This window comes from Pseudomonas berkeleyensis, assembly GCF_014109765.1.
Lineage (GTDB): Bacteria > Pseudomonadota > Gammaproteobacteria > Pseudomonadales > Pseudomonadaceae > Aquipseudomonas > Aquipseudomonas berkeleyensis.
Window position 1 is genome coordinate 3,368,888 of sequence record NZ_CP059139.1, and the last position, 21,653, is coordinate 3,390,540.

Here is a 21,653-nt window from a genome sequence, read left to right on the forward strand (position 1 = left end):
TGGACTGTTCGCTGGCACTACGAGTGGTCGGCATTCCGATCCCCCCTACTAACTGTAGAGTCCCTGGTGCGCGCGGCGCACCCTACTTAAAGCCCATGCGCCTGGTCGATACGCGCGTCATGTAGGGTGCCCATACGCACCGCCCCCCACACAAAGGCAAGGTCTGCCGCAGTTTGAAAGTCATCTTCACGCTGACAACACCCGAACGCCGCGCTAGGGTGCGAGCCATGAACATCATCACGCTGCTTCTGCCCTACCAACCGCCCTGGGACTGGCAACAGTTCCATAGCCACTTTGCCTTGCGTGCGATTCCTGGGCTGGAGTCACTGAGCACGGACAGCTACAGCCGCGGCTTCAACATCGACGGCACTCCCGGCTGGTTTCGAGTTGCCCCGCTGCCGGGGCAGAACGCGCTGGAGCTGCGCTGTCGTCTGACCTCGCCAGCGCATCTTGATCAACTCGAACAACGCGTACGGCGCATGTTCGATCTCGACAGCGAGCCCGAAGCGATTGCCCTTCATCTGGGCGCTGATGAGCTGCTCGCGCCCCTGCTGCTGAGCAACCCCGGCCTGCGCCTGCCGGTGGCCTTCGATCCGTTCGAGCAAGCCGTGCGCGCCATCGTCGGCCAGCAGGTCACGGTCAAGGCTGCGGTCACCATCGTCGGGCGCTTGGTGCAGCGTGTCGGCACCTTGATCGAAACGCCGGAAACGGTGGGTATCAGTCATCTGTTTCCCTCGCCGCAAGCACTTGCCGAAGCGGATCTGGCAGGTATCGGCATGCCCGGCAAACGCGTGCAGTGCCTGCAGCATTTCGCTGCACGTATCGCCGACGGCAGTCTGAAGCTTGATCTGCAAGAAGGCAGCGCGGCACTGATCGAACGATTGTGCGCCCTGCCCGGTATCGGCCCATGGACAGCGGAGTACATCGCCCTGCGCGCGTTCGGTGAGGCCGACGCGTTTCCGGCCAGCGACCTGGGTCTACTCAAGGCACCAGTGTGGGGAACGGAAGGCATCGATGCACGTCGCCTCAAGGCTCGCGCCGAAGCCTGGCGCCCCTGGCGGGCCTATGCGGCCGCACACCTGTGGCATAACTATTCGGGAGGCTGAACACCATGCACTACCGCTACCACGACAGTCCCATCGGCCCACTGTTTCTGGCGGCCGACGAAAGCGGCCTGCAACTGCTGTTGATGGAGCTGGACAGCCGCCCCTGGCGTATCGAGGAAGACTGGCAGCCCGCCGGCCGCGAACTGGATGCCGTGTGCAGCCAGCTCGATGAATACTTTGCCGGTAAGCGCCGCCAGTTCGAGCTGCGCCTGGCGCCAAAGGGCACGGCATTCCAGCAATCGGTCTGGCAGGCGCTGCAAGCCATTCCCTATGGCCGCACCTGCAGCTACTCGGAGCTGGCCAATGTCATCGGCCGGCCGCAAGCCGTACGCGCGGTGGGAACGGCCAATGGCGCCAATCCGATCTCCATCATCGTGCCCTGCCATCGTGTGATAGGCCGCGACGGCAGCCTCACCGGTTACGCTGGTGGTCTGCCGCGCAAGCAGCAATTACTGGAGCTCGAGGGTGTGTTGCAGCCAACGCAGGTGCAGTTGGCACTATGAGCGAGGCGCGCCCCGGATGTCAGAACCTGTTCACGATCTGCTGCGCGTCGGCCATGCTGCGTTGAAACCACGCTCAAAATGCTCATTTACAACGCGTAAAGTCGAACGCGACTCCGAGCGTTTTTCGCCTGGTTTCGCCTTGCCTGGCTCTAGCTCGCGAGATCGTGAGCAGATTCTCAGGGCGCACCGGCAAAGGCGGCTTCGGTCAGATCCTGACGTTGCCGCGCGGCCCCATCAACGCCCAGATGATCAGGCCGATCACCGGCAGCAGCACGATCAGCAGAATCCAGAGAATCTTGATACCGGTCTCGGCGTTGCTCTTTACCACGTTGATGATTGCCCAGATGTCCAGGGCAAGGATGATCAGGCCGACCAGGCCATTGAGGGTGGAACCCATGATGACACTCCTGTGAGAAGGGTTGCCCTCTTAGGATAGTCGCCGGCGGGTATGGGTTCCCTTCACATCAATCGTCCAGTCGTGGGAAACGACTGGCGATATCGTCATCGGTACGCACGGGGGATTCGTCACTGGCACTCAGGCGCACCACCAATGCATGCGGCTCCTCCCCCAGATCGAACCAGTACCGCGTGCCGGCTGGTAGCGACAGCAGATCGCCCTTCTCGCCGTGCAGCACGTAGACGTGATCGTCGAGGTGCAGGCTGAGCTGGGCGAAACCACCGACGAACAACCAGGCACTGGCGGCCGCCTGTACCTGCTCGTCCAGGTGGCGTGCGCGCAACTCCAGCTTCTGCGGGTGATTGCGCTGCAAATTGAACAGCTCCTGCTGCACATGGCCTTCCTCGCCCATCAGCGCCTGCAGCCAGAGGCCATAGGCCGCCTCGAATTCAGCCTGTTCGCAGCCGGGGCGCATGGCCTGCGGTAACTCGACCTGGCGATAGTCGATACCCGCCGCGGCCAGGGTGCTGGCGATGTCATCGGCGTGGTTCAGCACCTTGTTCGGCAGTTCCGGAGAGGTATGCAGATAAACGGCGAGGCTGCTCATGAAGGGTTCACTCGATTCAGGGCCGCTCGGGCGGCAGACGGGTGGCAATGATGAAGGCGGCGAGCAAGGCTACCAGACTGGCGATGGCAAACGTCCAGGCCGGGCCCAGACTCTTCCAGCTATAACCGGCATAGAGCGCGCCCAATGCACCGCCGATCCCGGCCAGGCTGACATACAGCGCCTGAGCCTGGCCTTGCTGGTGGTCGGCGAAACTGCGCTGCACGAAGTGGATGCAGGCGGCATGGAAAGCGCCAAAGGTGGCGGCGTGCATGCACTGCGCCAACAGCAGCACCGGTAGGTACTGAGGCAGATTGCCCAGCAGCAGCCAGCGCACGGCGGTGATCAGGAAGCTGGCCAGCAACACCGCGCGCAGCGAGTAACGCTGCAGCAGCCGCGCCATGACCAGGAACAGCAGAATCTCCGCCACCACGCCCAGCGCCCAGAACAGGCCGATGGCGCCGCGGCTGTAGCCGACGCCCTCCAGGTGCAGGGTCAGGAAGGTGTAGTACGGGCCGTTGCTCAACTGCATCAACCCGACGCTGATGTAGAACGCGAGGATGCCGGGGCGGCGCAATTGGCGCAGAAACCCCTCCGGCTCCAACGTGTTCGGGCGCAGCACAGACTGCGCATTGGGCACCCAGAAACTGCTGACCACGATGCCGGCCATGATCACCAGCAGCGCTGCCGGATACGCGTCCAGGCTCAGCCATTCGAACAGCAGGCCGAGGCCGACCACGGCGACGATGAAACCGATGCTGCCCCACAGGCGGATCTGGCTGTAGCGCGCCGCCTGCTCGCGCAGATGGGCCAGGGTGATGACCTCGAACTGCGGCAGCACCGCATGCCAGAAGAAGGCGTGAGTGGCCATGATCAGTGCCAGCCAGGCGTAGCTCTGGCTGAAGAAGATGCCGGCGAAGCAAACCAGGGTGCACAACGCGCCGAAGCGCACGATCAACAGGCGCTGACCGGTGTGGTCACCCAGCCAGCCCCACAGGTTCGGTGCCAGGCAGCGCATCAGCATGGGAATGGCGATCAGCTCGCCGATCCGCGCCGGGGAAAAACCCAAATGGTCGAAGTACAGCGCCAGGAATGGCGCCGTGCCCCCGAGCAGAGCGAAGTAGAAGAAGTAGAAGCCGGACAGTCGCCAGTACGGCAGGGCCGCGCTCATGCCGCCGCCCAGATCACAGCTGCGGCAGCACCGGCGTGGTGACACGCACGTCGGCGTTCTGCGCGCGGTGACGCAGCAGGTGATCCATCAGCACGATGGCAATCATCGCCTCGGCGATCGGCGTGGCGCGGATGCCGACGCAAGGGTCGTGACGGCCCTTGGTGATGACGTCCACCGGGTTGCCGTCGACGTCGATGGAACGCCCCGGCGTGGTGATGCTGGAGGTCGGTTTCAGCGCCAGGTGGGCAACGATCGGCTGGCCGCTGGAGATACCACCGAGGATGCCGCCGGCATTGTTGGAGAGGAAGCCCTCGGGAGTCAGCTCGTCACGGTGCTCGGTGCCACGCTGGGCGACGCAGGCGAAGCCGGCGCCGATTTCCACGCCCTTGACCGCGTTGATGCTCATCAGCGCATGGGCCAGCTCGGCGTCGAGGCGGTCGAAGATTGGCTCGCCCAGACCCGGCATCACCCCTTCGGCGACCACGGTGATCTTCGCGCCGACTGAATCCTGGTCACGACGCAGCTGATCCATGTAGGCCTCCAGCTCCGGCACCTTGTCCGGGTCAGGGCTAAAGAAGGCGTTCTGCTCGACGCTGTCCCAGGTCTTGAACGGAATCTCGATGGGGCCGAGCTGGCTCATGTAGCCACGAATGACGATGCCCTGGCTGGCCAGGAACTTCTTGGCGATGGCGCCGGCCGCCACACGCATGGCCGTTTCGCGGGCCGAGCTGCGGCCGCCACCACGGTAGTCGCGGATGCCGTACTTGTGATGGTAGGTGTAGTCGGCGTGGGCCGGGCGGAACAGATCCTTGATCGCCGAGTAGTCCTTGGACTTCTGGTCGGTGTTGCGGATCAGCAGGCCGATGGAGCAACCGGTGGTCTTGCCCTCGAACACGCCGGAGAGGATTTCCACCTCGTCGGCTTCCTGGCGCTGCGTGGTATGGCGGCTGGTGCCCGGCTTGCGGCGGTCGAGATCACGCTGCAGATCTTCCAGAGAAATCTCGACACCGGGCGGGCAACCGTCGACGATGGCGACCAGCGCCGGGCCATGGCTTTCGCCAGCGGTGGTGACGGTGAACAGCTTGCCGTAGGTATTGCCGGACATGGGAAGACGCTCCGCGAGATTCAGCATCGGCCTGCCACTGCGCAGGCCCGATTCACAAGGTGGGCGAGTATACCTGCCACCTACTTGCAGTTCACCCCGAACCTTGCTCAACCGAACGCGTCCAATGCCAGTCTGCCACTACCCTGCCCTCATCATGCTGCGAGCCCTGCTCTTGTCCCTCACCCTAGTTACCGGCCTGGCCCAGGCCACGCCCAGCACCAGCCAGCAACTGCCGATCAGCCTCGACACCGACCAGGGCACCCTGCGCGGCAGTCTGCTATTGCCACAAAGCGACAAGCCCGTGCCGGTGGCGCTGCTGATCGCCGGCTCCGGCCCCACCGACCGCGACGGCAACAATCCCGAAGGTGGCCATAACGATGCGCTGAAGAAGCTGGCGCAATTTCTGGCGCGCAATGGCATCGCCAGCCTGCGCTACGACAAACGCGGCGTAGCGGCTAGCCGCGCTGCAACGCCGGACGAGCGCGGCCTCAGCGTCGAGCGCTACGTGGCCGATGTCGAAGGCTGGGCCAGGCAACTCAAAGAAGACCCGCGTTTCGACCGGCTGATCCTGATCGGTCACAGCGAGGGCGCGCTGATCGCCAGCCTGGCGGCTCCCGGTAGCCAGGCCGACGCGCTGGTATCCATCGCCGGCCCCGCCTACCCCATTGGCCAGGTGCTGGACATGCAATTGGCCATGCGCCTGCCACCGCCGTTGCTGGACGAGAGCCGACACATCCTCGCCAACCTGATCCGCGGCAAACTGCAACCCAAGGTGCCGAAGGAGTTGCAGGTGGTGTATCGCCCCAGCGTGCAGCCCTACCTGATCAGCCTGCTACGCCAGGATCCGGCAGAGAATTTCGCCGCACTGCAGATTCCTGCGCTGATCGTACAGGGCAGCCATGATGCCCAGGTCAGCCCGGACAACGCCGAGGTACTCAAGCAGGCCAAGCCCGATGCCGAACTGGCGCTGATTCCTGGCATGAACCATGTCATGCGCATCACCCCCGCCGCGTGGAACGAACAGGTAGCCTCCTACAACGATCCGAAGCTACCCTTGGCCCGTGCACTGGGCGAACGGATCGTTGCCTTCATTCGCTCCAGTGCCGAGGAAAACGGTCGATAACAGATTGACGAACACGATCAAGCACACAGGACGCCCATGAGCGAAAACCCAGCCCCGGAGGCGCAAGCCCCCGACGCCGAGGCAGTGGCAGGTGAAACACCTGCCGCGCCGCATCCCTGGACTGACCTGCCAGCCGAGCAGTTCAGCCTGCTGCGTCTGGCGCCGCTGCCGGTCGACCGGGAAACCGGGCCGAGACCGCTGCGTTTCGTCCAGCTCGGCCGGGTCGAGCGTCACGCCAAGGATCTGAGCCTGCTGCGCCTGACCATCCAGGTTCCGGGGCAACGCCTGCACCGGCAGAACAACCTGCTGGAGGTGTGGGCCGATCACCAGCGCAAGGAAGTCCGCTTCGGCCCGGACAAGGGCTTGAGCGTGGAGCCCGCCAATCGCGGCCTGGGGCGTTTTCTCATGGCTCAGGGCATTGCCTGGGCACGCCAGCAATACGCGCACTATCAGGTCGAGGGCGGCGCCCTGCCGACCAAGGACAACTTCAACGAAGCCGCCCGCGCCCGTCGTGACCACGCGCTGAAGGCGCAGGGCTTCACCATCGAGTACAGCGACCCGTTGCAGCTCAAACCCTTCTACAGCGCACCGCGGGTCAGCTCGCTGCATGGCGACTGGCATGCCGAGAAGGTGCAGATCATCGAGTTACTGGATGCTGCCGCGATGCTGCAACAGGCCGATCAGAACCTGCAGGAGCAGGACATCAAGCTACGCAAGCTGGAAGACCGGGTCGAACGCTTCAAGCGCGAGGACAGCGGCCTGCGTTTCACCATTACCTGCCTGGTGGCATTCAGTCTGTTTCAGGCGGGGTTGCTGATCTGGATCGCCACGCGCTGATCCATCGCGGAGCGGCGGACTGTTCGCTTCGCTCCTGAGTCCGCCCTACGCCCGCACCCGCAATGTAGGAGCGGCTTCAGCCGCGAAAAACCATCCGCTCAGCCCTTCACCCGCGAACGAAACAACGCCTGATGCTCACGGCACTGCTTGGCCGCCAACAGGAATACGCCATGACCGCCGTGCTTGAACTCCAGCCAGGTGAAATCCACCTCGGGGTATAGAGCCTGCACGTGCACCTGGCTGTTGCCCACCTCGACGATCAGCACACCACGCTCGGTGAGATGGTCGGCGGCTTCGGCCAGCATGCGCCGCACCAGATCCAGGCCATCATCGCCACAGGCCAGGCCCATGGCCGGTTCGTGTTGGTATTCGTCCGGCATGTCGGCGAAATCCTCGGCATCGACATACGGTGGGTTGGACACGATCAGGTCGAAACGTTGCCCCGGCAACTCGGCGAAACCATCGCCCTGCACGCAATACACGCGCTCTTCCAGACCATGGCGCTCGATATTGAGATTCGCCACCTCCAGCGCATCGAACGACAGGTCGGCCAGCACCACTTCAGCCTCGGGGAATTCATAAGCGCAGGCGATGCCGATGCAACCGGAGCCGGTACAGAGGTCGAGCACACGCGCCGGCTCGCTCGGCAACCAGGGAGAGAAACGACGGTCGATCAGTTCGGCAATCGGCGAGCGCGGCACCAGCACACGCTCATCGACCACGAAAGGCAGGCCGCAGAACCAGGCTTCGCCCAGCAGATAAGCGGTGGGCACCCGCTCTTCGATACGACGCTTGAGCAGCGCCTGCAAGTGAGCGTGCTCGTCGTCTTCCAGGCGGCAGTCGAGATAGGCGTCAGATATTTCCCAAGGCAGGTGCAGGGCACCGAGCACCAGTTGGCGCGCCTCATCCCAGGCATTGTCGGTGCCGTGGCCGAAGAACAGTTGCTCGGCCTGAAAACGACTGACAGCCCAACGGATGTAGTCACGCAGGGTGCGTAAACGGGTAGTGAGAGCAGTCACGGGCAGCCTCCGGGTGAAAAGTGCGGAAGTTTAGCCCAGTGCAGGCAGAAGGCACATGAACAGGTGGCAATCCGTGCTTCGATCATGTCGGATCAATCGCCATCCTTGCCCGGACGGCGCAGCTCACGCAGCACGGCAATCGCGACGATGATGGAAAACAGTAGCCAGAAGAACGGGGAAAACTGCGGCAAGAACGACATGAGCAACTCCTTTTGCGTACGACTCCGAGCCCTTCGGAGTGGTTCCGATTCTGCTCCGCCAAGGGTGCCTGAGCAAGGAATGGCGCAATAGAGGTTCACAGACTGCGCTGGCAAGGGGACAATGGCACATCATCACCATCAGCCAGGAGCCCGAGATGTCCCATCCGCAAACCATGTTCCAGCTAACCGGTCGTGGCCACGCACCGGCCAGCCTGAGCAATGCGACCCTGCTGATCATCGATGCCCAGGAAGAATACCGCAGCGGCGTACTCGCGCTCCCGGGCCTGGATCCTGCGCTGGCGGAAATCGCCAGCCTGCTGGCCGCCGCACGCAGCGCCGGCACCGCCATCGTTCACGTCAAGCACCTGGGTATCCCTGGCGGCCTGCTCGACCCCAGCGGCCCGCGCGGTCGTCACCTGCCGGAAGTTGCACCGCTCCCAGGCGAGATCGTGGTGGAGAAACGCCTGCCCAACGCCTTCGCCGGTACCGAGCTGCATGACCGTCTGCAGGCACTGGGACACCTCGACCTGATCGTCTGTGGTTTCATGACCCACTCCAGCGTCAGCACCACGGTTCGTGCCGCCAAGGACTATGGTTATCGCTGCACCATCGTCGATGCTGCCTGCGCCACCCGCGACTTGCCGACCCCTGACGGCGAGGTGATCACCGCGGCAGAAGTGCATCGCATCGAGATGATCGCCCTGGCCGACAACTTTGCCACTCGTGTGCCACAAGCCAAATCGCTGATCTGACGCCCTTCACAGCAACGGCCGAAGGTACGGAACCCCAAACAGACTCACCGGTCATACCGCCGATAACCAAAAGGAAATCGGAATGAAGCTGTCCGACGATTTCGACGCACGCCGCCTGCGTCCACGCCAGTCCGGGAGCTGGCGTTTACGCCTGGGCGCCGCCCTGGGAGCACTGCTGGCTGCCTTCGGCATTCTGCTGTCGATGGCCGGCATCGCTTCGCTGGCCGGGCGTGCTCCAGTGCTCGGCACGCTCGGCGACTCCAACGGCGAAGCCATCGCCCTGCTCTCGATCGGCCTGCTGCTGTTTTGGCTGGGTATCGTCTTCTGGCGGCGCTGCCGCAGACGCCTACGCCGCCCCAGTGACCTGAGTCTGTCGCCTCATCTGATGAAAAAGCGCGACTGAAAGGCCATAAGCGAGAGTAAAAATAGCCAGGAGCCCTCATCGTCGCGCAGCGACGGCCCGCAGGGTGGCCGCCAGGGGCTGCAGGCCATAAAATACCCGCCTGTTTCGCGGAGCCACCGATGCAAGACGACGACCTTTCCCTGTTCCAGGCCGAGCTGCGCGGCGTCAAGCCGCTCAAGCACGACCGCGCCGACACCGGCAAACCCAAGACCGACCGCAAGCAGCTCAACACCTTGCGCCAGGCTGCGACCATCAGCCAGGGCGAGATCAAGGTGGATGGGCTGTCCGACCAGTTCGTCATCGACGTCGGTGCCGAAGACCCGCTGTACTGGGCCGGCAACGGCGTGCAGGAAGGCCAGATGCGTAAGCTCAAGCTCGGTCAGATTGCCTTCGAGGGTAGCCTAGATCTGCACGGGATGAGCGTCGAGAAAGCGCGCGACACCCTGTGGGAGTTTCTCGCCGAAGCCACCAAGCTGGAGATTCGCTGCGTGCGCGTCACCCACGGCAAGGCGGTGCACATGGATGGCCGCAAACCGATGATCAAGAGCCACGTCAACACCTGGCTGCGCCAGCACCCGCAGGTACTGGGCTTCACCTCCTGCCTGGCCAAGCATGGCGGCACTGGCGCGGTTTACATCATCCTCAAACGCACCATGATGGATGGTCGCGACGAATAAGCGCAGGCCTGGCGCACTTGTCAGGCCGACATCGGCGCCCTACCCTGCGCCCACTCGATACCCAACAGGATTTTCCATGTCCCTGGAACAACACTACACCGCGATCCTCGGCCAGCTTGGTGAGGACGTTTCCCGCGAAGGTCTGCTGGACACGCCCAAGCGCGCCGCCAAGGCCATGCAGTACCTCTGCCGCGGCTACCAGCAGACGCTGGAGGAAGTCACCAACGGCGCGCTGTTCAGCTCCGACAACAGCGAAATGGTGCTGGTCAAGAACATCGAGCTGTACTCGCTGTGTGAGCACCACCTGCTGCCGTTCATCGGCAAGGCGCACGTCGCCTACATCCCCAACGGCAAGGTGCTCGGTCTGTCCAAGGTGGCGCGCATCGTCGACATGTTCGCCCGCCGCCTGCAGATTCAGGAAAACCTCAGCCGGCAGATCGCCGAGGCGGTCGAGCAGGTCACCGGCGCCCTCGGTGTGGCGGTGGTCATCGAGGCCCAGCACATGTGCATGATGATGCGCGGCGTGGAGAAGCAGAACTCCTCCATGGTCACCTCGGTGATGCTTGGCGAATTCCGCAACAACCCGGCGACTCGTGGCGAGTTTCTCAATCTGGTTCGCTAACGTCCGTGGAAAAACTACCTGCGTTGGCAATCCTGCGTTAAAAACGACCTCGGAATGCTCATGTACAACTCGTACACTCCGCTTCCTCGGTCGTTTTTGCCTTGTCTTGCCTGCCTCGCCTACGTTTTTCAGCAGCCTGCTGAGCCAACCCCATCGACAACGGCCGTTCACTGCAGCGAACGGCCGTCGCTATTTTCAGGAGTGCAAACCATGTTGCTCAAAGCCCTTCGTATCGGCCTGGGCCAGATTGTCGTGTTCGTCGATTGGATCAGCCGTCCGCGCAAACTCAAGCGCAGCCCCGAGGCCCAGGCCGAAGTGCAACGCGCCACGTCCGACCTGGCGCTGTACCAGTTCCACGCCTGCCCGTTCTGCGTCAAGGTGCGGCGCAGCCTGCATCGTCTGAACCTGCCAGTGGAATTGCGCGACGCCAAGAACGATGCCGAGCACCGTCAAGCGCTGGAGCAGCAAGGCGGCCGCATCAAGGTGCCCTGCCTGCGTATCGAGGAGAACGGCCAGAGCACCTGGCTGTATGAGTCGAAGGCGATCATCGCCTATCTGGATCAGCGCTTCGCGGGCTGACTCAACGCCGCGCTAAACGAGAATTGCGGTGCACGCGGCGCACCCTACGCGAGGTGCGCCGCGACGGGTATTACTGCTGCAGTTCCTGCTCGGTGAACAGGCCGTCGAACAGCATCGAGGTCAGGTAGCGTTCACCAGAGTCCGGCAGGATCACCACGATGGTCTTGCCCTGCATTTCCGGCTTTTCGGCCAACCGCACCGCCGCTACCATCGCCGCGCCGCAGGAAATGCCGCAGAGGATGCCTTCCTCGCGCATCAGGCGCAGGGCCATGGCCTTGGAGTCCTCATCGGCCACTTGCTCGACCTGATCGACGATGGAGAGGTCGAGGTTCTTCGGTACGAAGCCTGCACCGATACCCTGGATCTTGTGCGGCGCCGGCTTGACCTCCTCGCCAGCCAGCGTCTGGCTGATCACCGGTGAGCCTACAGGCTCCACGGCGACCGAAAGAATCGGTTTGCCCTGGGTCTTCTTGATGTAACGCGAGACCCCGGTGATGGTGCCGCCGGTGCCGACGCCGGCCACCAGCACATCGATGGCGCCATCCGTGTCGCGCCAGATTTCCGGGCCGGTGGTCTTTTCATGAATGGCCGGGTTGGCCGGGTTCTCGAACTGCTGCGGCAGGTAATAATCCGGGTTGGCGGCAGCCAGTTCGTTGGCCTTTTCGATAGCGCCTTTCATGCCCTTGGCCGGCTCGGTCAGCACCAGCTCGGCACCAAGCGCCTTGAGCACCTTGCGTCGCTCCAGGCTCATCGAGGCCGGCATGGTCAGCACCAGCTTGTAGCCGCGCGCGGCGGCGACGAAGGCCAGGCCAATACCGGTGTTACCGGACGTCGGCTCGACGATGGTCATGCCCGGCTTGAGCACACCGCGCTCCTCGGCGTCCCAGATCATGTTGGCGCCGATACGGCACTTGACCGAGTAAGCCGGGTTGCGGCCTTCGATCTTGGCCAGAATGGTCACGCCCTTCGGCCCCAGACGATTGATCATCACCAGCGGCGTGTTGCCGATGGCTTGGGAGTTGTCAGCGAAAATGCGGCTCATGGTGTATCGGTTCCTTGTCATGAGGGAGCCAGTCAGCCTATGCCTGATCCCCCTATGCGTCCAGCATCGATAGGTCGAACTATGCTCCGACCAGCACAGTCCACTGACCAGGATCAAGCCTGACGGATACGCCCGATGAAACGCCGCTACAGCCTGCCGCTATGGATCTGCCTCAGCCTGCTCGCCCTGTTGCTGCTGTTACACATTGCCCTGCCCTACGTGATCCGCGACTACCTCAACGACAAGCTCGCGGACATGGGCGATTACCGTGGCCAGATCGAGGATGTCGACCTGGCCCTGTGGCGCGGCGCCTACCGTATCAACGGACTGAGCATCGTCAAGGATGAACAGACTGTACCGGTGCCGTTCGTCGCAGCGCCGCGAATTGATATCTCGGTAAGTTGGAGCGACCTCTGGCGCGAACAGGCTGTAGTGGCCAGGGTGGTGTTCGATAAACCCGAAGTGAACTTCGTCGACGGTGAAGGCAGCGACGATAGCCAGACGGGTGAAGGCGTCGACTGGCGCGAGCAATTGAACAAGCTGCTGCCGATCACCCTCAATGAAGTGCGCGTGATTGACGGCACGCTGGGCTTCTACAATTTCAACGCCTCACCGCCAGTGAAAATCCAGGCCAACGCCATCGAGGCCAGCCTCTACAACCTGACCAACGTAGCCGATGAACAAGGTGATCGCGTTGCCCGTTTCGAAGGCACCGCCCAACTGCTCGGCCACGCGCCGCTGGAGGCTTCGGCGGTATTCGATCCCTTCCATAATTTCGAGGATTTCGAGTTCCGCGTACGTGCCACCGACATCCAGCTAACCCGGCTCAACGACCTGGCCAATGCCTACGGCAAGTTCGACTTCAAGAGCGGCAGTGGCGACCTGGTGGTCGAAGCATCCGCCGAGGATGCCCAGCTCAGCGGCTATATAAAGCCGCTGTTGCGCAATGTCGAAGTGTTCGACTGGCAGCAGGATGTGGAGAATCAGAACAAGGGCTTCTTCCGCTCGATATGGGAAGCCCTGGTTGGCGGCAGCGAGAAACTGCTGAAGAACCAGCGCCAGGATCAGATCGCCACCCGCGTTGAGCTTAGCGGCAGCACGCGACAGCAGAACATCAGTGCCTTTCAGGCCTTCATCGGTATCCTGCGCAATGGCTTCGTCGAGGCCTTCACACCCCGCTACGAACGCCCGCCACCTCAGCAAGACGGTAGCTAGCGCGTAGTCAAGATCAGCAGTGACCGCCCATTCAGTGACTGAATACTGCGTCTGCGTTCACAGCCACCGGAGCTGCGCGTTATAGTCGCGGTCTGAATTTCTGCTGCGGGTCGGCCCCGCGCGTTACCGTTCCGAGGATTTTCCGATGAAGTTCGAAGGCACCCAGTCCTACGTCGCCACCGACGACCTCAAGCTCGCGGTCAACGCCGCCATCACCCTGCAGCGTCCACTGCTGGTCAAGGGTGAGCCAGGCACCGGCAAGACCATGCTCGCCGAGCAGTTGGCCGATGCCTTCGGCGCCCGCCTGATCACCTGGCACATCAAGTCCACCACCAAGGCGCACCAGGGCCTCTACGAATACGATGCGGTCAGCCGCCTGCGCGACTCGCAGCTCGATTCCGACAAGGTTCACGACGTTCGCAACTACATCAAGAAAGGCAAGCTGTGGGAGGCGTTCGAGTCCGACGAACGCGTGATCCTGCTGATCGACGAAATCGACAAGGCCGACATCGAGTTCCCCAACGACCTGTTGCAGGAACTCGACAAGATGGAGTTCTACGTTTACGAGACCAACGAGACGATCAAGGCCAAGCAGCGCCCGATCATCATCATCACCTCGAACAACGAGAAGGAGCTGCCGGACGCCTTCCTGCGCCGCTGCTTCTTCCACTACATCGCCTTCCCGGATCGCGACACCCTGAAGAAGATCGTCGACGTGCACTACCCCAACATCAGCGGCGAGCTGGTGGCCGAGGCGCTGGACGTATTCTTCGACGTGCGCAAGGTACCGGGCCTGAAGAAGAAGCCCTCGACCAGCGAGCTGGTGGATTGGCTCAAGCTGCTGATGGCCGACAATATCGGCGAAGCGGTGCTGCGTGAGCGCGATCCGACCAAGGCCATCCCGCCACTGGCCGGCGCCTTGGTAAAGAATGAACAAGACGTGATGCTGCTCGAGCGCCTGGCCTTCATGGCACGCCGCGCTTCTCGCTGAAAATCGGGCTGCTGCGCGCTGCTTGGCGCGCAGCCCACTCGATACAGGGCTCGCGAGCTAGAGCCAGGCAAGGCGAAAGCGAGCTGAACAGCGCAGCGTACTCCAGTACGTGAGCATGGGCAGCCAGCTTTCAACGCCGCATGGCCGACGCGCAGCAGCCCGGCCAGAACTGACATGAGGGCGCAGCCATGCTGCTTAATCTATTCAACGAAATGCGCGCGGCCAAGGTGCCGGTGTCGGTACGCGAGCTGCTCGACCTGATCAACGCGCTCAAGCACAACGTCGTGTTCGCCGACATGGACGAGTTCTACTACCTGGCGCGCGCGATCCTGGTCAAAGACGAACGTCACTTCGACAAGTTCGACCGGGCCTTCGGCGCCTACTTCAATGGCCTGCAGAACCTCAACCAGCACATCGAGGCGATGATCCCCGAGGAATGGCTGCGCAAGGAGTTCGAGCGCCTGCTGACCGATGAGGAGAAGGCGCAGATCCAGAGCCTCGGCGGCCTGGACAAGCTGATCGAGGAGTTCAAGAAGCGCCTCGAGGAGCAGAAGGAAAAGCACGCCGGCGGCAACAAGTGGATCGGCACCGGCGGCACCAGCCCGTTCGGCTCCGGTGGTTACAACCCGGAAGGCATTCGCGTCGGCGATGCCGGCAAGCGCCAGGGCAAGGCTGCCAAGGTGTGGGATCAGCGCGAGTACAAGAACCTCGATGACCAGGTCGAGCTGGGCACGCGCAACATCAAGGTGGCGCTGCGCCGCCTGCGCAAGTTCGCCCGCCAGGGTGCCGCCGAAGAGCTGGATCTGGACGGCACCATCGACCACACGGCCAAAGATGGCGGCCTGCTCAATATCCAGATGCGCCCGGAACGGCGCAACACGGTCAAGCTGCTGCTGTTGCTGGATATCGGCGGTTCGATGGATGCCCACGTCAAGGTCTGTGAAGAGCTGTTCAGCGCCTGCAAGACCGAGTTCAAGCATCTTGAATATTTCTACTTCCACAACTTCATCTACGAGAGCGTGTGGAAGAACAACATGCGCCGCACCAGCGAACGCACCTCGACGATGGATCTGCTGCACAAGTATGGCGCCGACTACAAGGTGGTGTTCGTCGGTGATGCGGCCATGGCGCCCTACGAGATCACCCAGGCCGGCGGCAGCGTCGAGCACTGGAACGAGGAAGCCGGCTACGTCTGGATGAAGCGCTTCACCGAGAAATTCAAGAAGATCATCTGGATCAACCCCTACCCCAAGGACACCTGGAACTACACCGCCTCCACCGGCCTGGTGCGTGAGCTGATGGAAGAGCGCATGTACCCGCTGACCCTGCAAGGGCTGGAAGATGGCATGAAGTACCTGTCCAAGTAGGGCATCGAGTCACCACGAAAAACGCTGCGAAACCTGCAAGGGATTCGCGGCGTTTTTGTAGCCCGGATGCAATCCGGGAGCGCTTGTGAGGCTGAACCCCGGATTGTATCCGGGCTACGGGTTTTCAGCGTTTGTCAGCGTCGTCCGACTTGTTCAGATCCATCACGGTCTGTGCTGGCGTCTGCACCGGCGCCTCCGGCTTGCTCTCGGCAACTGCAGCGACAGGTGCGCTCACCTCTTCGCTCGGGGTTTCCTTTTTGCGCAGGCCAATGCGCTTGAACAACCATCCGCCCACTACCACCGGGATGAACCAGAACTTCTTCAGCAGTACCAGCAGCATGGCCAGCAGGCCGGTCTTGGCGGCCACCTTGCCAGCGACCAGTGCACCCAGGCCATAAGCGGCGACGGTGTCCAGATCCGGGTCGAACTCGGCATAGCGCTGCCCCGGGTTGAAGTCGGTCGCCGCCAGCACGGCCGGTACGCTGGCCTCGATTTCTGCCAGTTGATCCATATTGGCGACGAAATTCAGCACCAGCACACCCTTACGACCAAGCACACGGATGTTGTAGTTCAGGGTGTTGACCTCGCTCTCACCAAACTTCAGTTCCTTGGCCCAGTGCAGTTTCTTGCCCGCGGCATCGTAGTGCGGTGCGGCAGCCCAACCGACCAGTTCGACGGCCTCATAGCCATTTTCCTCACGCCAGGTGTTGGCCTCGCGCATGTCGGCCTGCATGTCCTTGAGCATGTCGCTGTAATCGATATCAGCGGCATCCTCGTCGGAGACATAACCGCTGTCTTCATACTCGACGGTCACCCCCCAGGATTCATCGGCCAGTGGCGACACGCCAGCCGGCAGGATCATGCCCAGCGGCGGGACGTCATCCGGCGGGTTGCCCCAACCGTCGACGAGCAGACGCTGGGCATTATCGCCGTCGAGAAACACCAGCGAATCAGGAAGATTGAGGGTGGCCAGGTCATTGCCCAGAACGATGCGCCCGGTCTTGAACTCCAGGCTGGCAACGAATTCTTCGGGGCTGATCCACTGCGCCGAGTCATCGGTCTCGACACCCTCCTCGGTGACCACAGCGTCTTCTGGCTCGGTCTCGGGGTTGGCATAGGCAGCGGACATGAATGGCAGGACAGCAGCCAGCGCGGCTGCCAGGATCGAATCCTTGATCGACATGGAAACTCCAGTAATGCGAGGGGTAAATGTAACGTCGTATTACATTAACACGCCCCGCCTCGCATTCAGGCGAACTGGCGCAACTTTTTGCGGACTGCCATGTACGGAAGGCCACTTTGCGGGCCGTCGCTCCACGGCCTCAAAAACTTCTCCCAGACGTTTTTTGCCTTCAGCGCCAGTGTCGCTGCTGCGCTCGCCGGGTTTGCCCGGCCCCGAACATCCAGCTGAACAGCAGCACCAGTAGCTCCGCCAACCAGGCCAACAGCACGGCGCAGATCACGCCCCAGAGAATTGCATCCGGGGTGAACAGCACCTGATAGCGATACGCCTGCAGGGTTTCGCTGAACAGCTCATGATCGGCGCCCGTCGCCAGATGCCAGGCCTGGGCGTACCAGGGCCCCTGCATGGCCAGCCATTCACGCTCCAGCAAGGCTGCACGCTGCACCAGATGGCCGACACTGCTGGCATCGCTGCGCATCACCGGATCATCGCTGACACGGTAATGCGCCACCAGGGCGTCCATATCGCCCTTGAAGAACTTCTGCGCGGTGTCCTGAAAACCTTTGAGGCTCTGCTGCGACTCCAGGCGATGGGCCTCGACCCGCTTGGCATAGTCATCGATGAAACCCGGCACCTGCACGCCGAGCAGCAGGCCGAAGGCGAACAACGTCAAACGCAGATAGCTTCTCAGCATGAAGTCAGGCCTTGCCGTGAGTGATGCATTCGCCGCGGCGCCACAGGCGCCATTCGCCTGGCTGGTACAGCGACCATTGTTCGTTATCGGTCAACGGCTCGGTGGCGATGACCGTGACCACGTCATTGGGTGTGGTTTCCGCCTGGAAGTCCACCTTCAGGTCGGCGTCCTTGAGCTGCGCCGGGCCGAATGGCGCGCGGCGAGTGATGTGCGCCAGCTTGCTCGAGCAGAAGCTGAACAACCAGTCGCCATCGCTGAGCAGGCAGTTGAATACGCCGAGCTGGCGGTATGCCGCACACGCGGCGACCAGCACCGGCAGCAGCATTTCCACCGAGACCGGTTCGGGAAAGGCGCGGCGCACCCGGTTGAGCAAGTCGCAGAACGCCGCCTCGCTGTCGGTATCACCCACCGGCCGATAGAAGCTGCTCGAGCCCTGCAGCCCGGCCAGTTGACCGTTATGCGCGAAACACCAGTTGCGCCCCCACAGCTCACGCGTGAAGGGATGGGTGTTGACCAGGCAAACCTTGCCGACGTTGGCCTGGCGAATATGGCCGATCACCACCTCGCTCTTGATCGGATAGCGCTGCACCAGCTGCGCTACCTCGGACTCGCTACTCGCTTGCGGATCCTGAAACACGCGCAGGCCACGGCCTTCGTAGAAGCCGATACCCCAGCCATCGCGATGCGGGCCGGTACGGCCACCACGCTGCATCAGCCCGGTAAAACTGAAAACGATATCGGTGGGGACGTTGGCGCTCATGCCGAGCAATTCGCACATCGGGTCAAATCTCCTTGCTGAGCACAAGACGCAGTTGCTCGGCTTCGGCCTGCAGACGCGCCTCGATTCGCTTGCGGCCCAGTGGCAGAAAACGCACCAGCAAACGCCAGAGCAAGGCTGGCAGATCACCGGGTCGCCGTGGAATCAGGTGCAGATGCAGGTGGGGTACATGCTGGTTGGAATCAGGGCCATCGTTGATCACCAGGTTGATGCCTTCACGACCGTAGCCGGCAGTGCGCAAGGCCGCGGCGATTCTGTCGGACAGGGCCAGCAGGCGGTCTCGCACGCCTGTGGGCAGATCCTTGAGAAACGGCGCGTGGGCACGGCTGACGATCAGAACATGTGCAGGGCGCATGGGAAAGATATCCAGCAGGACGATGAAATCATCATCCTGATACAGCTGATGCGCCGGTAATTGGCCGGCGGCAATGGCACAGAACACACAAGTCATGAGGCCTCCATCCGTGATGGCCTCATGCTGAACGGCTAAGCGAATGGCTGCAAGGGGTCAGATACGCGGTTCCACCCGGCCACCGCGCTCGTAGCGATGCTCCAGACGCTCATCGCCTTGATCCATCAGCTCACGCAGGGTTCGCGGATCTTCGTCTTCTGCCACGGGGTGCTCCTGCCGGCCCTGCCACCAACGCTCGATTGGCCAGCGGATGGCGACGAATACCAGGTAGACCGAGAAAGCGATCAGGCAGTAGAGGGTCAGATCAGCAACTGCGCGCCAGGCGTTGTTACCGACCTTGAGCAGCACATCCATGGCCGTGACCGCGATGGCCGGGGCGAACAGGTCACGCGACGGGTCGACGATGGTCGGGCTCAGCAGCAGGACTGCCACCAGCACCCGCAGCGGCTCGCGCAGGTAGCGCCACATCCAGCGGGTCATGCGCATCCATACCAGCAGGCAACCCAGCGCGGCGACGCCGTAGGCGGCCCAGGCCAGGAGGTAGTCGTTTTCGTTCATCATAAGCAGGTGCCGGCATGGCAGGTCTGGCAAAGGGGCGCTTATGATAGCGGCTTTTACTCGGCTCGGCGCCCCTGCCGGGCACTTCTGAAAACCTGGCCGAGCACGTGCGCGCGAGTTTCAACGCAGCGATGCGCATACCGGTTGTTTTTCGCACGTGCCCCGAGCGCCGCCCACCCGCTTTGGAGTTGCGCCATGACCTCTGCCCCCCTCGCCCGCCAGGAAGCCGGTAACGATCCCTATCGCTGGCTGGCAAACCGCGACACCGACGAAGTGCTGACGTATCTGCAGGCGGAAAATACGTATCTGGATGCCGTGCTGGAACCGCAGCAGGCACTGCGCGAGAAACTCTTCGAAGAGATCAAGGGACGCATTCGCGAAACCGATCTGTCTCTGCCCACACCCTGGGGCGACTACCTGTACTACCAGCGCACCACGGCTGGCGACGAGTACCCGCGCCATTACCGCTGCCGTCGCCCGTCAGACGGTGCCCTGGAGGTCGATGCCGCCAGCGAAACCCTGCTGCTCGACCCCAACGCACTGGCGGACGGCGGATTCCTGGCCATCGGCGCCTTCAGCATCAGCCCCGATCAGCGACGTCTGGCCTACAGCCTCGACACCAGTGGCGACGAAATCTACCGCCTGTTCGTCAAGGAACTGGAGGATGGCTCGATCAGCGAGCTGCCCTTCGATGACTGCGACGGCAGCATGACCTGGGCGAACGACAGCCAGACGCTGTTCTTCACCGAGCTGGACGACACCCATCGCCCTTGCAAGCTGCATCGTCACCGCCTGGGTACACAGACCGCTGACCTGGTGTTCGAGGAAGCCGACGGCCGCTTCTTCCTGCATTGCTACCGCTCCAGCTCCGAACGCCAGCTGATCCTGCAACTGGGCAGCAAAACCACCAGCGAAGTCTGGGTGCTCGATGCCGAGCAGCCACAGGGCGATTTCATCTGCCTCGCGCCACGTGAAGAAAACCATGAATACGATGCCGACCACGGCATGCTGGACGGCCAATGGTGCTGGCTGATTCGCAGCAACCAGAGCGGCATCAATTTCGCTCTTTACCGCGCAAGCGAGGCGACCCCACAGCGCGCGCACTGGCAGCAGATCCGCGCCCATGATCCGCAGGTCATGCTCGAAGGCGCCACCCTCAACCAGCGCGCCATCGTACTCGCCCTGCGCGAGGGCGGTCTGCCGGTGCTGGAAGTACAACCGCAGGACGCTGCCAGCTATCGCGTGCAACTACCGGATGCCGCGTACAGCCTCTACGTGCAGGACAGCCTGGAGTTTCACAGCGATGTGATTCGTCTGCGCTATGAGGCTCTCGGCCGCCCGGCGCAGGTACGCCAGCTGGAGCTGGCCACAGGTGCACAGCGAGTGCTCAAGCAGACGCCAGTAGAAGGCCCGTTCGAAGCGGATGCTTACGAAAGCCGTCGCCTGTGGGCGACCGCGGCCGATGGCACGCAAGTGCCGATCAGCCTGGTGGCGCGCCGCGAGGTATTCGCTGCCGGTACACCGGCACCGCTCTATCTCTATGGCTACGGCGCTTATGGCGAAAGCCTCGATCCGTGGTTCTCCCACGCGCGCCTGAGCCTGCTGGAGCGCGGTTTCATCTTCGCCATCGCCCACGTACGCGGCGGCGGCGAAATGGGCGAAGCCTGGTACCGGGCCGGCAAGCTGGAGCACAAGCAGAACACCTTCGATGACTTCATCGCCTGCGCCGAATGCCTGATCGATGCAGGATTGACCCGCCCGGCACAGCTGGCGATCAGCGGTGGCAGCGCCGGCGGTCTGCTGATCGGCGCGGTCGTCAACCAGCGGCCAGAGCTGTTCGCCGCGGCGATTGCCGAGGTGCCCTTCGTCGACGTGCTCAACACCATGCTCAATCCGGATCTACCGCTGACGGTCACCGAATATGACGAATGGGGCGACCCGAACCAGAGCGAAGTATTCGAGCGCATCAAGGCCTATGCCCCCTACGAGAACGTGCGCGCGCAAGCCTATCCGGCGATCCTGGCAGTGGCCGGCTACAACGACAGTCGAGTGCAGTACTGGGAAGCCGCCAAATGGGTCGCCAAGTTGCGCGCGAACAAGACCGACGACAACCTGCTGCTGCTCAAGACCGACCTAGGCGCTGGCCATGGTGGCATGAGCGGGCGTTATCAGGGCATCAAGGACGTGGCGTTGGAGTACGCGTTTCTGTTCCGTGTACTGGGGATAGCACACCTGTAGGAGCGGTTGGGCGGCATTGCGCTTCAGCCGCACTTCCCCAAGCATCGCGGCTGAAGCCGCTCCTACAAGAACCGATG

Annotated in this window: 24 protein-coding genes; 13 read left to right on the plus strand and 11 right to left on the minus strand. The window is 62.6% G+C overall.

Annotated elements, in window-relative coordinates; all coding sequences use genetic code 11:
• Nucleotides 1-227: 227 nt before the first annotated feature.
• Both HS968_RS15625 and HS968_RS15630 read left to right on the plus strand, forming a co-directional pair.
• Complete coding sequence (locus HS968_RS15625; RefSeq protein ID WP_182367014.1) at nt 228-1,106, plus strand: DNA-3-methyladenine glycosylase family protein; 879 nt, start codon at nt 228-230, stop codon at nt 1,104-1,106.
• A gap of 5 nt (nt 1,107-1,111) precedes the next feature.
• Nucleotides 1,112-1,609: a methylated-DNA--[protein]-cysteine S-methyltransferase gene (locus HS968_RS15630; RefSeq protein WP_182367015.1), complete on the plus strand. Its 498-nt coding sequence runs from the start codon at nt 1,112-1,114 to the stop codon at nt 1,607-1,609.
• A gap of 205 nt (nt 1,610-1,814) precedes the next feature.
• Here the strand turns inward: HS968_RS15630 and HS968_RS15635 are convergent, their stop codons facing one another.
• The 4 genes from HS968_RS15635 to aroC form a co-directional block, all read right to left on the minus strand.
• Entirely contained in the window at nt 1,815-2,006 is a 192-nt protein-coding gene (locus HS968_RS15635; protein WP_106740079.1) for a PLDc N-terminal domain-containing protein, read from the minus strand.
• Between the two features lie 67 nt (nt 2,007-2,073).
• On the minus strand, nt 2,074-2,613 hold the full coding sequence (locus HS968_RS15640) for a cupin domain-containing protein (protein ID WP_182367017.1): 540 nt from the start codon (nt 2,611-2,613) through the stop codon (nt 2,074-2,076).
• 16 nt (nt 2,614-2,629) lie between these two features.
• Entirely contained in the window at nt 2,630-3,781 is a 1,152-nt protein-coding gene (locus HS968_RS15645) for an MFS transporter (protein ID WP_182367019.1), read from the minus strand.
• A 13-nt stretch (nt 3,782-3,794) separates the two neighbouring features.
• A complete protein-coding gene (aroC, locus tag HS968_RS15650) occupies nt 3,795-4,886 on the minus strand; it encodes a chorismate synthase (RefSeq protein ID WP_182367020.1) in 1,092 nt (363 codons plus the stop codon).
• Between the two features lie 124 nt (nt 4,887-5,010).
• Between aroC and HS968_RS15655 the strand changes: the two genes are divergently transcribed.
• Nucleotides 5,011-6,009, plus strand: a complete 999-nt coding sequence (locus HS968_RS15655; RefSeq protein ID WP_182367022.1) for an alpha/beta hydrolase — start codon at nt 5,011-5,013, stop codon at nt 6,007-6,009.
• A 36-nt stretch (nt 6,010-6,045) separates the two neighbouring features.
• Nucleotides 6,046-6,846 (plus strand): hypothetical protein, encoded by an 801-nt coding sequence (locus HS968_RS15660; protein ID WP_182367024.1) that lies wholly within the window; start codon nt 6,046-6,048, stop codon nt 6,844-6,846.
• Nucleotides 6,847-6,944: 98 nt separating this feature from the next.
• Here HS968_RS15660 and prmB read toward each other — a convergent pair whose 3' ends face one another.
• Complete coding sequence (gene prmB / locus HS968_RS15665) at nt 6,945-7,865, minus strand: 50S ribosomal protein L3 N(5)-glutamine methyltransferase (RefSeq protein ID WP_119691716.1); 921 nt, start codon at nt 7,863-7,865, stop codon at nt 6,945-6,947.
• A 355-nt stretch (nt 7,866-8,220) separates the two neighbouring features.
• On the opposite strand from prmB, the gene HS968_RS15670 reads away from it, so the two are divergent.
• The 5 genes from HS968_RS15670 (at nt 8,221) to HS968_RS15690 (ending at nt 11,098) form a co-directional block, all read left to right on the plus strand.
• Entirely contained in the window at nt 8,221-8,817 is a 597-nt protein-coding gene (locus tag HS968_RS15670) for a cysteine hydrolase family protein (protein WP_106740063.1), read from the plus strand.
• Nucleotides 8,818-8,899: 82 nt separating this feature from the next.
• Nucleotides 8,900-9,220: a hypothetical protein gene (locus HS968_RS15675; protein ID WP_179624640.1), complete on the plus strand. Its 321-nt coding sequence runs from the start codon at nt 8,900-8,902 to the stop codon at nt 9,218-9,220.
• 119 nt (nt 9,221-9,339) lie between these two features.
• Nucleotides 9,340-9,897, plus strand: a complete 558-nt coding sequence (locus HS968_RS15680) for a Smr/MutS family protein (protein ID WP_182367026.1) — start codon at nt 9,340-9,342, stop codon at nt 9,895-9,897.
• Nucleotides 9,898-9,973: 76 nt separating this feature from the next.
• Nucleotides 9,974-10,519 (plus strand): GTP cyclohydrolase I FolE, encoded by a 546-nt coding sequence (gene folE / locus HS968_RS15685; protein WP_119691720.1) that lies wholly within the window; start codon nt 9,974-9,976, stop codon nt 10,517-10,519.
• Between the two features lie 210 nt (nt 10,520-10,729).
• The gene (locus tag HS968_RS15690) at nt 10,730-11,098 is read left to right on the plus strand and encodes a glutathione S-transferase N-terminal domain-containing protein (RefSeq protein ID WP_179624637.1); all 369 of its coding nucleotides are present in this window, start codon (nt 10,730-10,732) and stop codon (nt 11,096-11,098) included.
• A 70-nt stretch (nt 11,099-11,168) separates the two neighbouring features.
• Here HS968_RS15690 and cysK read toward each other — a convergent pair whose 3' ends face one another.
• Nucleotides 11,169-12,140 carry a cysteine synthase A gene (cysK, locus tag HS968_RS15695; RefSeq protein ID WP_182367028.1) on the minus strand — a complete coding sequence of 324 codons (972 nt, stop codon included), beginning with the start codon at nt 12,138-12,140 and terminating at the stop codon, nt 11,169-11,171.
• Nucleotides 12,141-12,275: 135 nt separating this feature from the next.
• On the opposite strand from cysK, the gene HS968_RS15700 reads away from it, so the two are divergent.
• The 3 genes from HS968_RS15700 to HS968_RS15710 all read left to right on the plus strand — a co-directional run bounded on the left by HS968_RS15700 (nt 12,276) and on the right by HS968_RS15710 (nt 15,713).
• Complete coding sequence (locus tag HS968_RS15700) at nt 12,276-13,355, plus strand: DUF748 domain-containing protein (RefSeq protein ID WP_182367030.1); 1,080 nt, start codon at nt 12,276-12,278, stop codon at nt 13,353-13,355.
• Between the two features lie 145 nt (nt 13,356-13,500).
• Nucleotides 13,501-14,346: an AAA family ATPase gene (locus tag HS968_RS15705; protein ID WP_119691724.1), complete on the plus strand. Its 846-nt coding sequence runs from the start codon at nt 13,501-13,503 to the stop codon at nt 14,344-14,346.
• Nucleotides 14,347-14,534: 188 nt separating this feature from the next.
• On the plus strand, nt 14,535-15,713 hold the full coding sequence (locus HS968_RS15710) for a vWA domain-containing protein (protein ID WP_182367032.1): 1,179 nt from the start codon (nt 14,535-14,537) through the stop codon (nt 15,711-15,713).
• Nucleotides 15,714-15,837: 124 nt separating this feature from the next.
• Here the strand turns inward: HS968_RS15710 and HS968_RS15715 are convergent, their stop codons facing one another.
• From HS968_RS15715 to HS968_RS15735, 5 genes are all read right to left on the minus strand, one after another.
• On the minus strand, nt 15,838-16,896 hold the full coding sequence (locus tag HS968_RS15715) for a DUF2167 domain-containing protein (RefSeq protein ID WP_182367034.1): 1,059 nt from the start codon (nt 16,894-16,896) through the stop codon (nt 15,838-15,840).
• Between the two features lie 169 nt (nt 16,897-17,065).
• Entirely contained in the window at nt 17,066-17,590 is a 525-nt protein-coding gene (locus HS968_RS15720; protein ID WP_119691727.1) for a DUF2937 family protein, read from the minus strand.
• Between the two features lie 4 nt (nt 17,591-17,594).
• Nucleotides 17,595-18,368 carry a class II glutamine amidotransferase gene (locus tag HS968_RS15725; RefSeq protein ID WP_179624632.1) on the minus strand — a complete coding sequence of 258 codons (774 nt, stop codon included), beginning with the start codon at nt 18,366-18,368 and terminating at the stop codon, nt 17,595-17,597.
• Between the two features lie 4 nt (nt 18,369-18,372).
• Nucleotides 18,373-18,819: an HIT family protein gene (locus HS968_RS15730; protein WP_179624631.1), complete on the minus strand. Its 447-nt coding sequence runs from the start codon at nt 18,817-18,819 to the stop codon at nt 18,373-18,375.
• A gap of 57 nt (nt 18,820-18,876) precedes the next feature.
• A complete protein-coding gene (locus tag HS968_RS15735) occupies nt 18,877-19,341 on the minus strand; it encodes an MFS transporter (protein ID WP_179624630.1) in 465 nt (154 codons plus the stop codon).
• 192 nt (nt 19,342-19,533) lie between these two features.
• On the opposite strand from HS968_RS15735, the gene HS968_RS15740 reads away from it, so the two are divergent.
• On the plus strand, nt 19,534-21,576 hold the full coding sequence (locus HS968_RS15740; RefSeq protein WP_179624629.1) for a S9 family peptidase: 2,043 nt from the start codon (nt 19,534-19,536) through the stop codon (nt 21,574-21,576).
• The last annotated feature ends 77 nt before the right edge of the window (nt 21,577-21,653 follow it).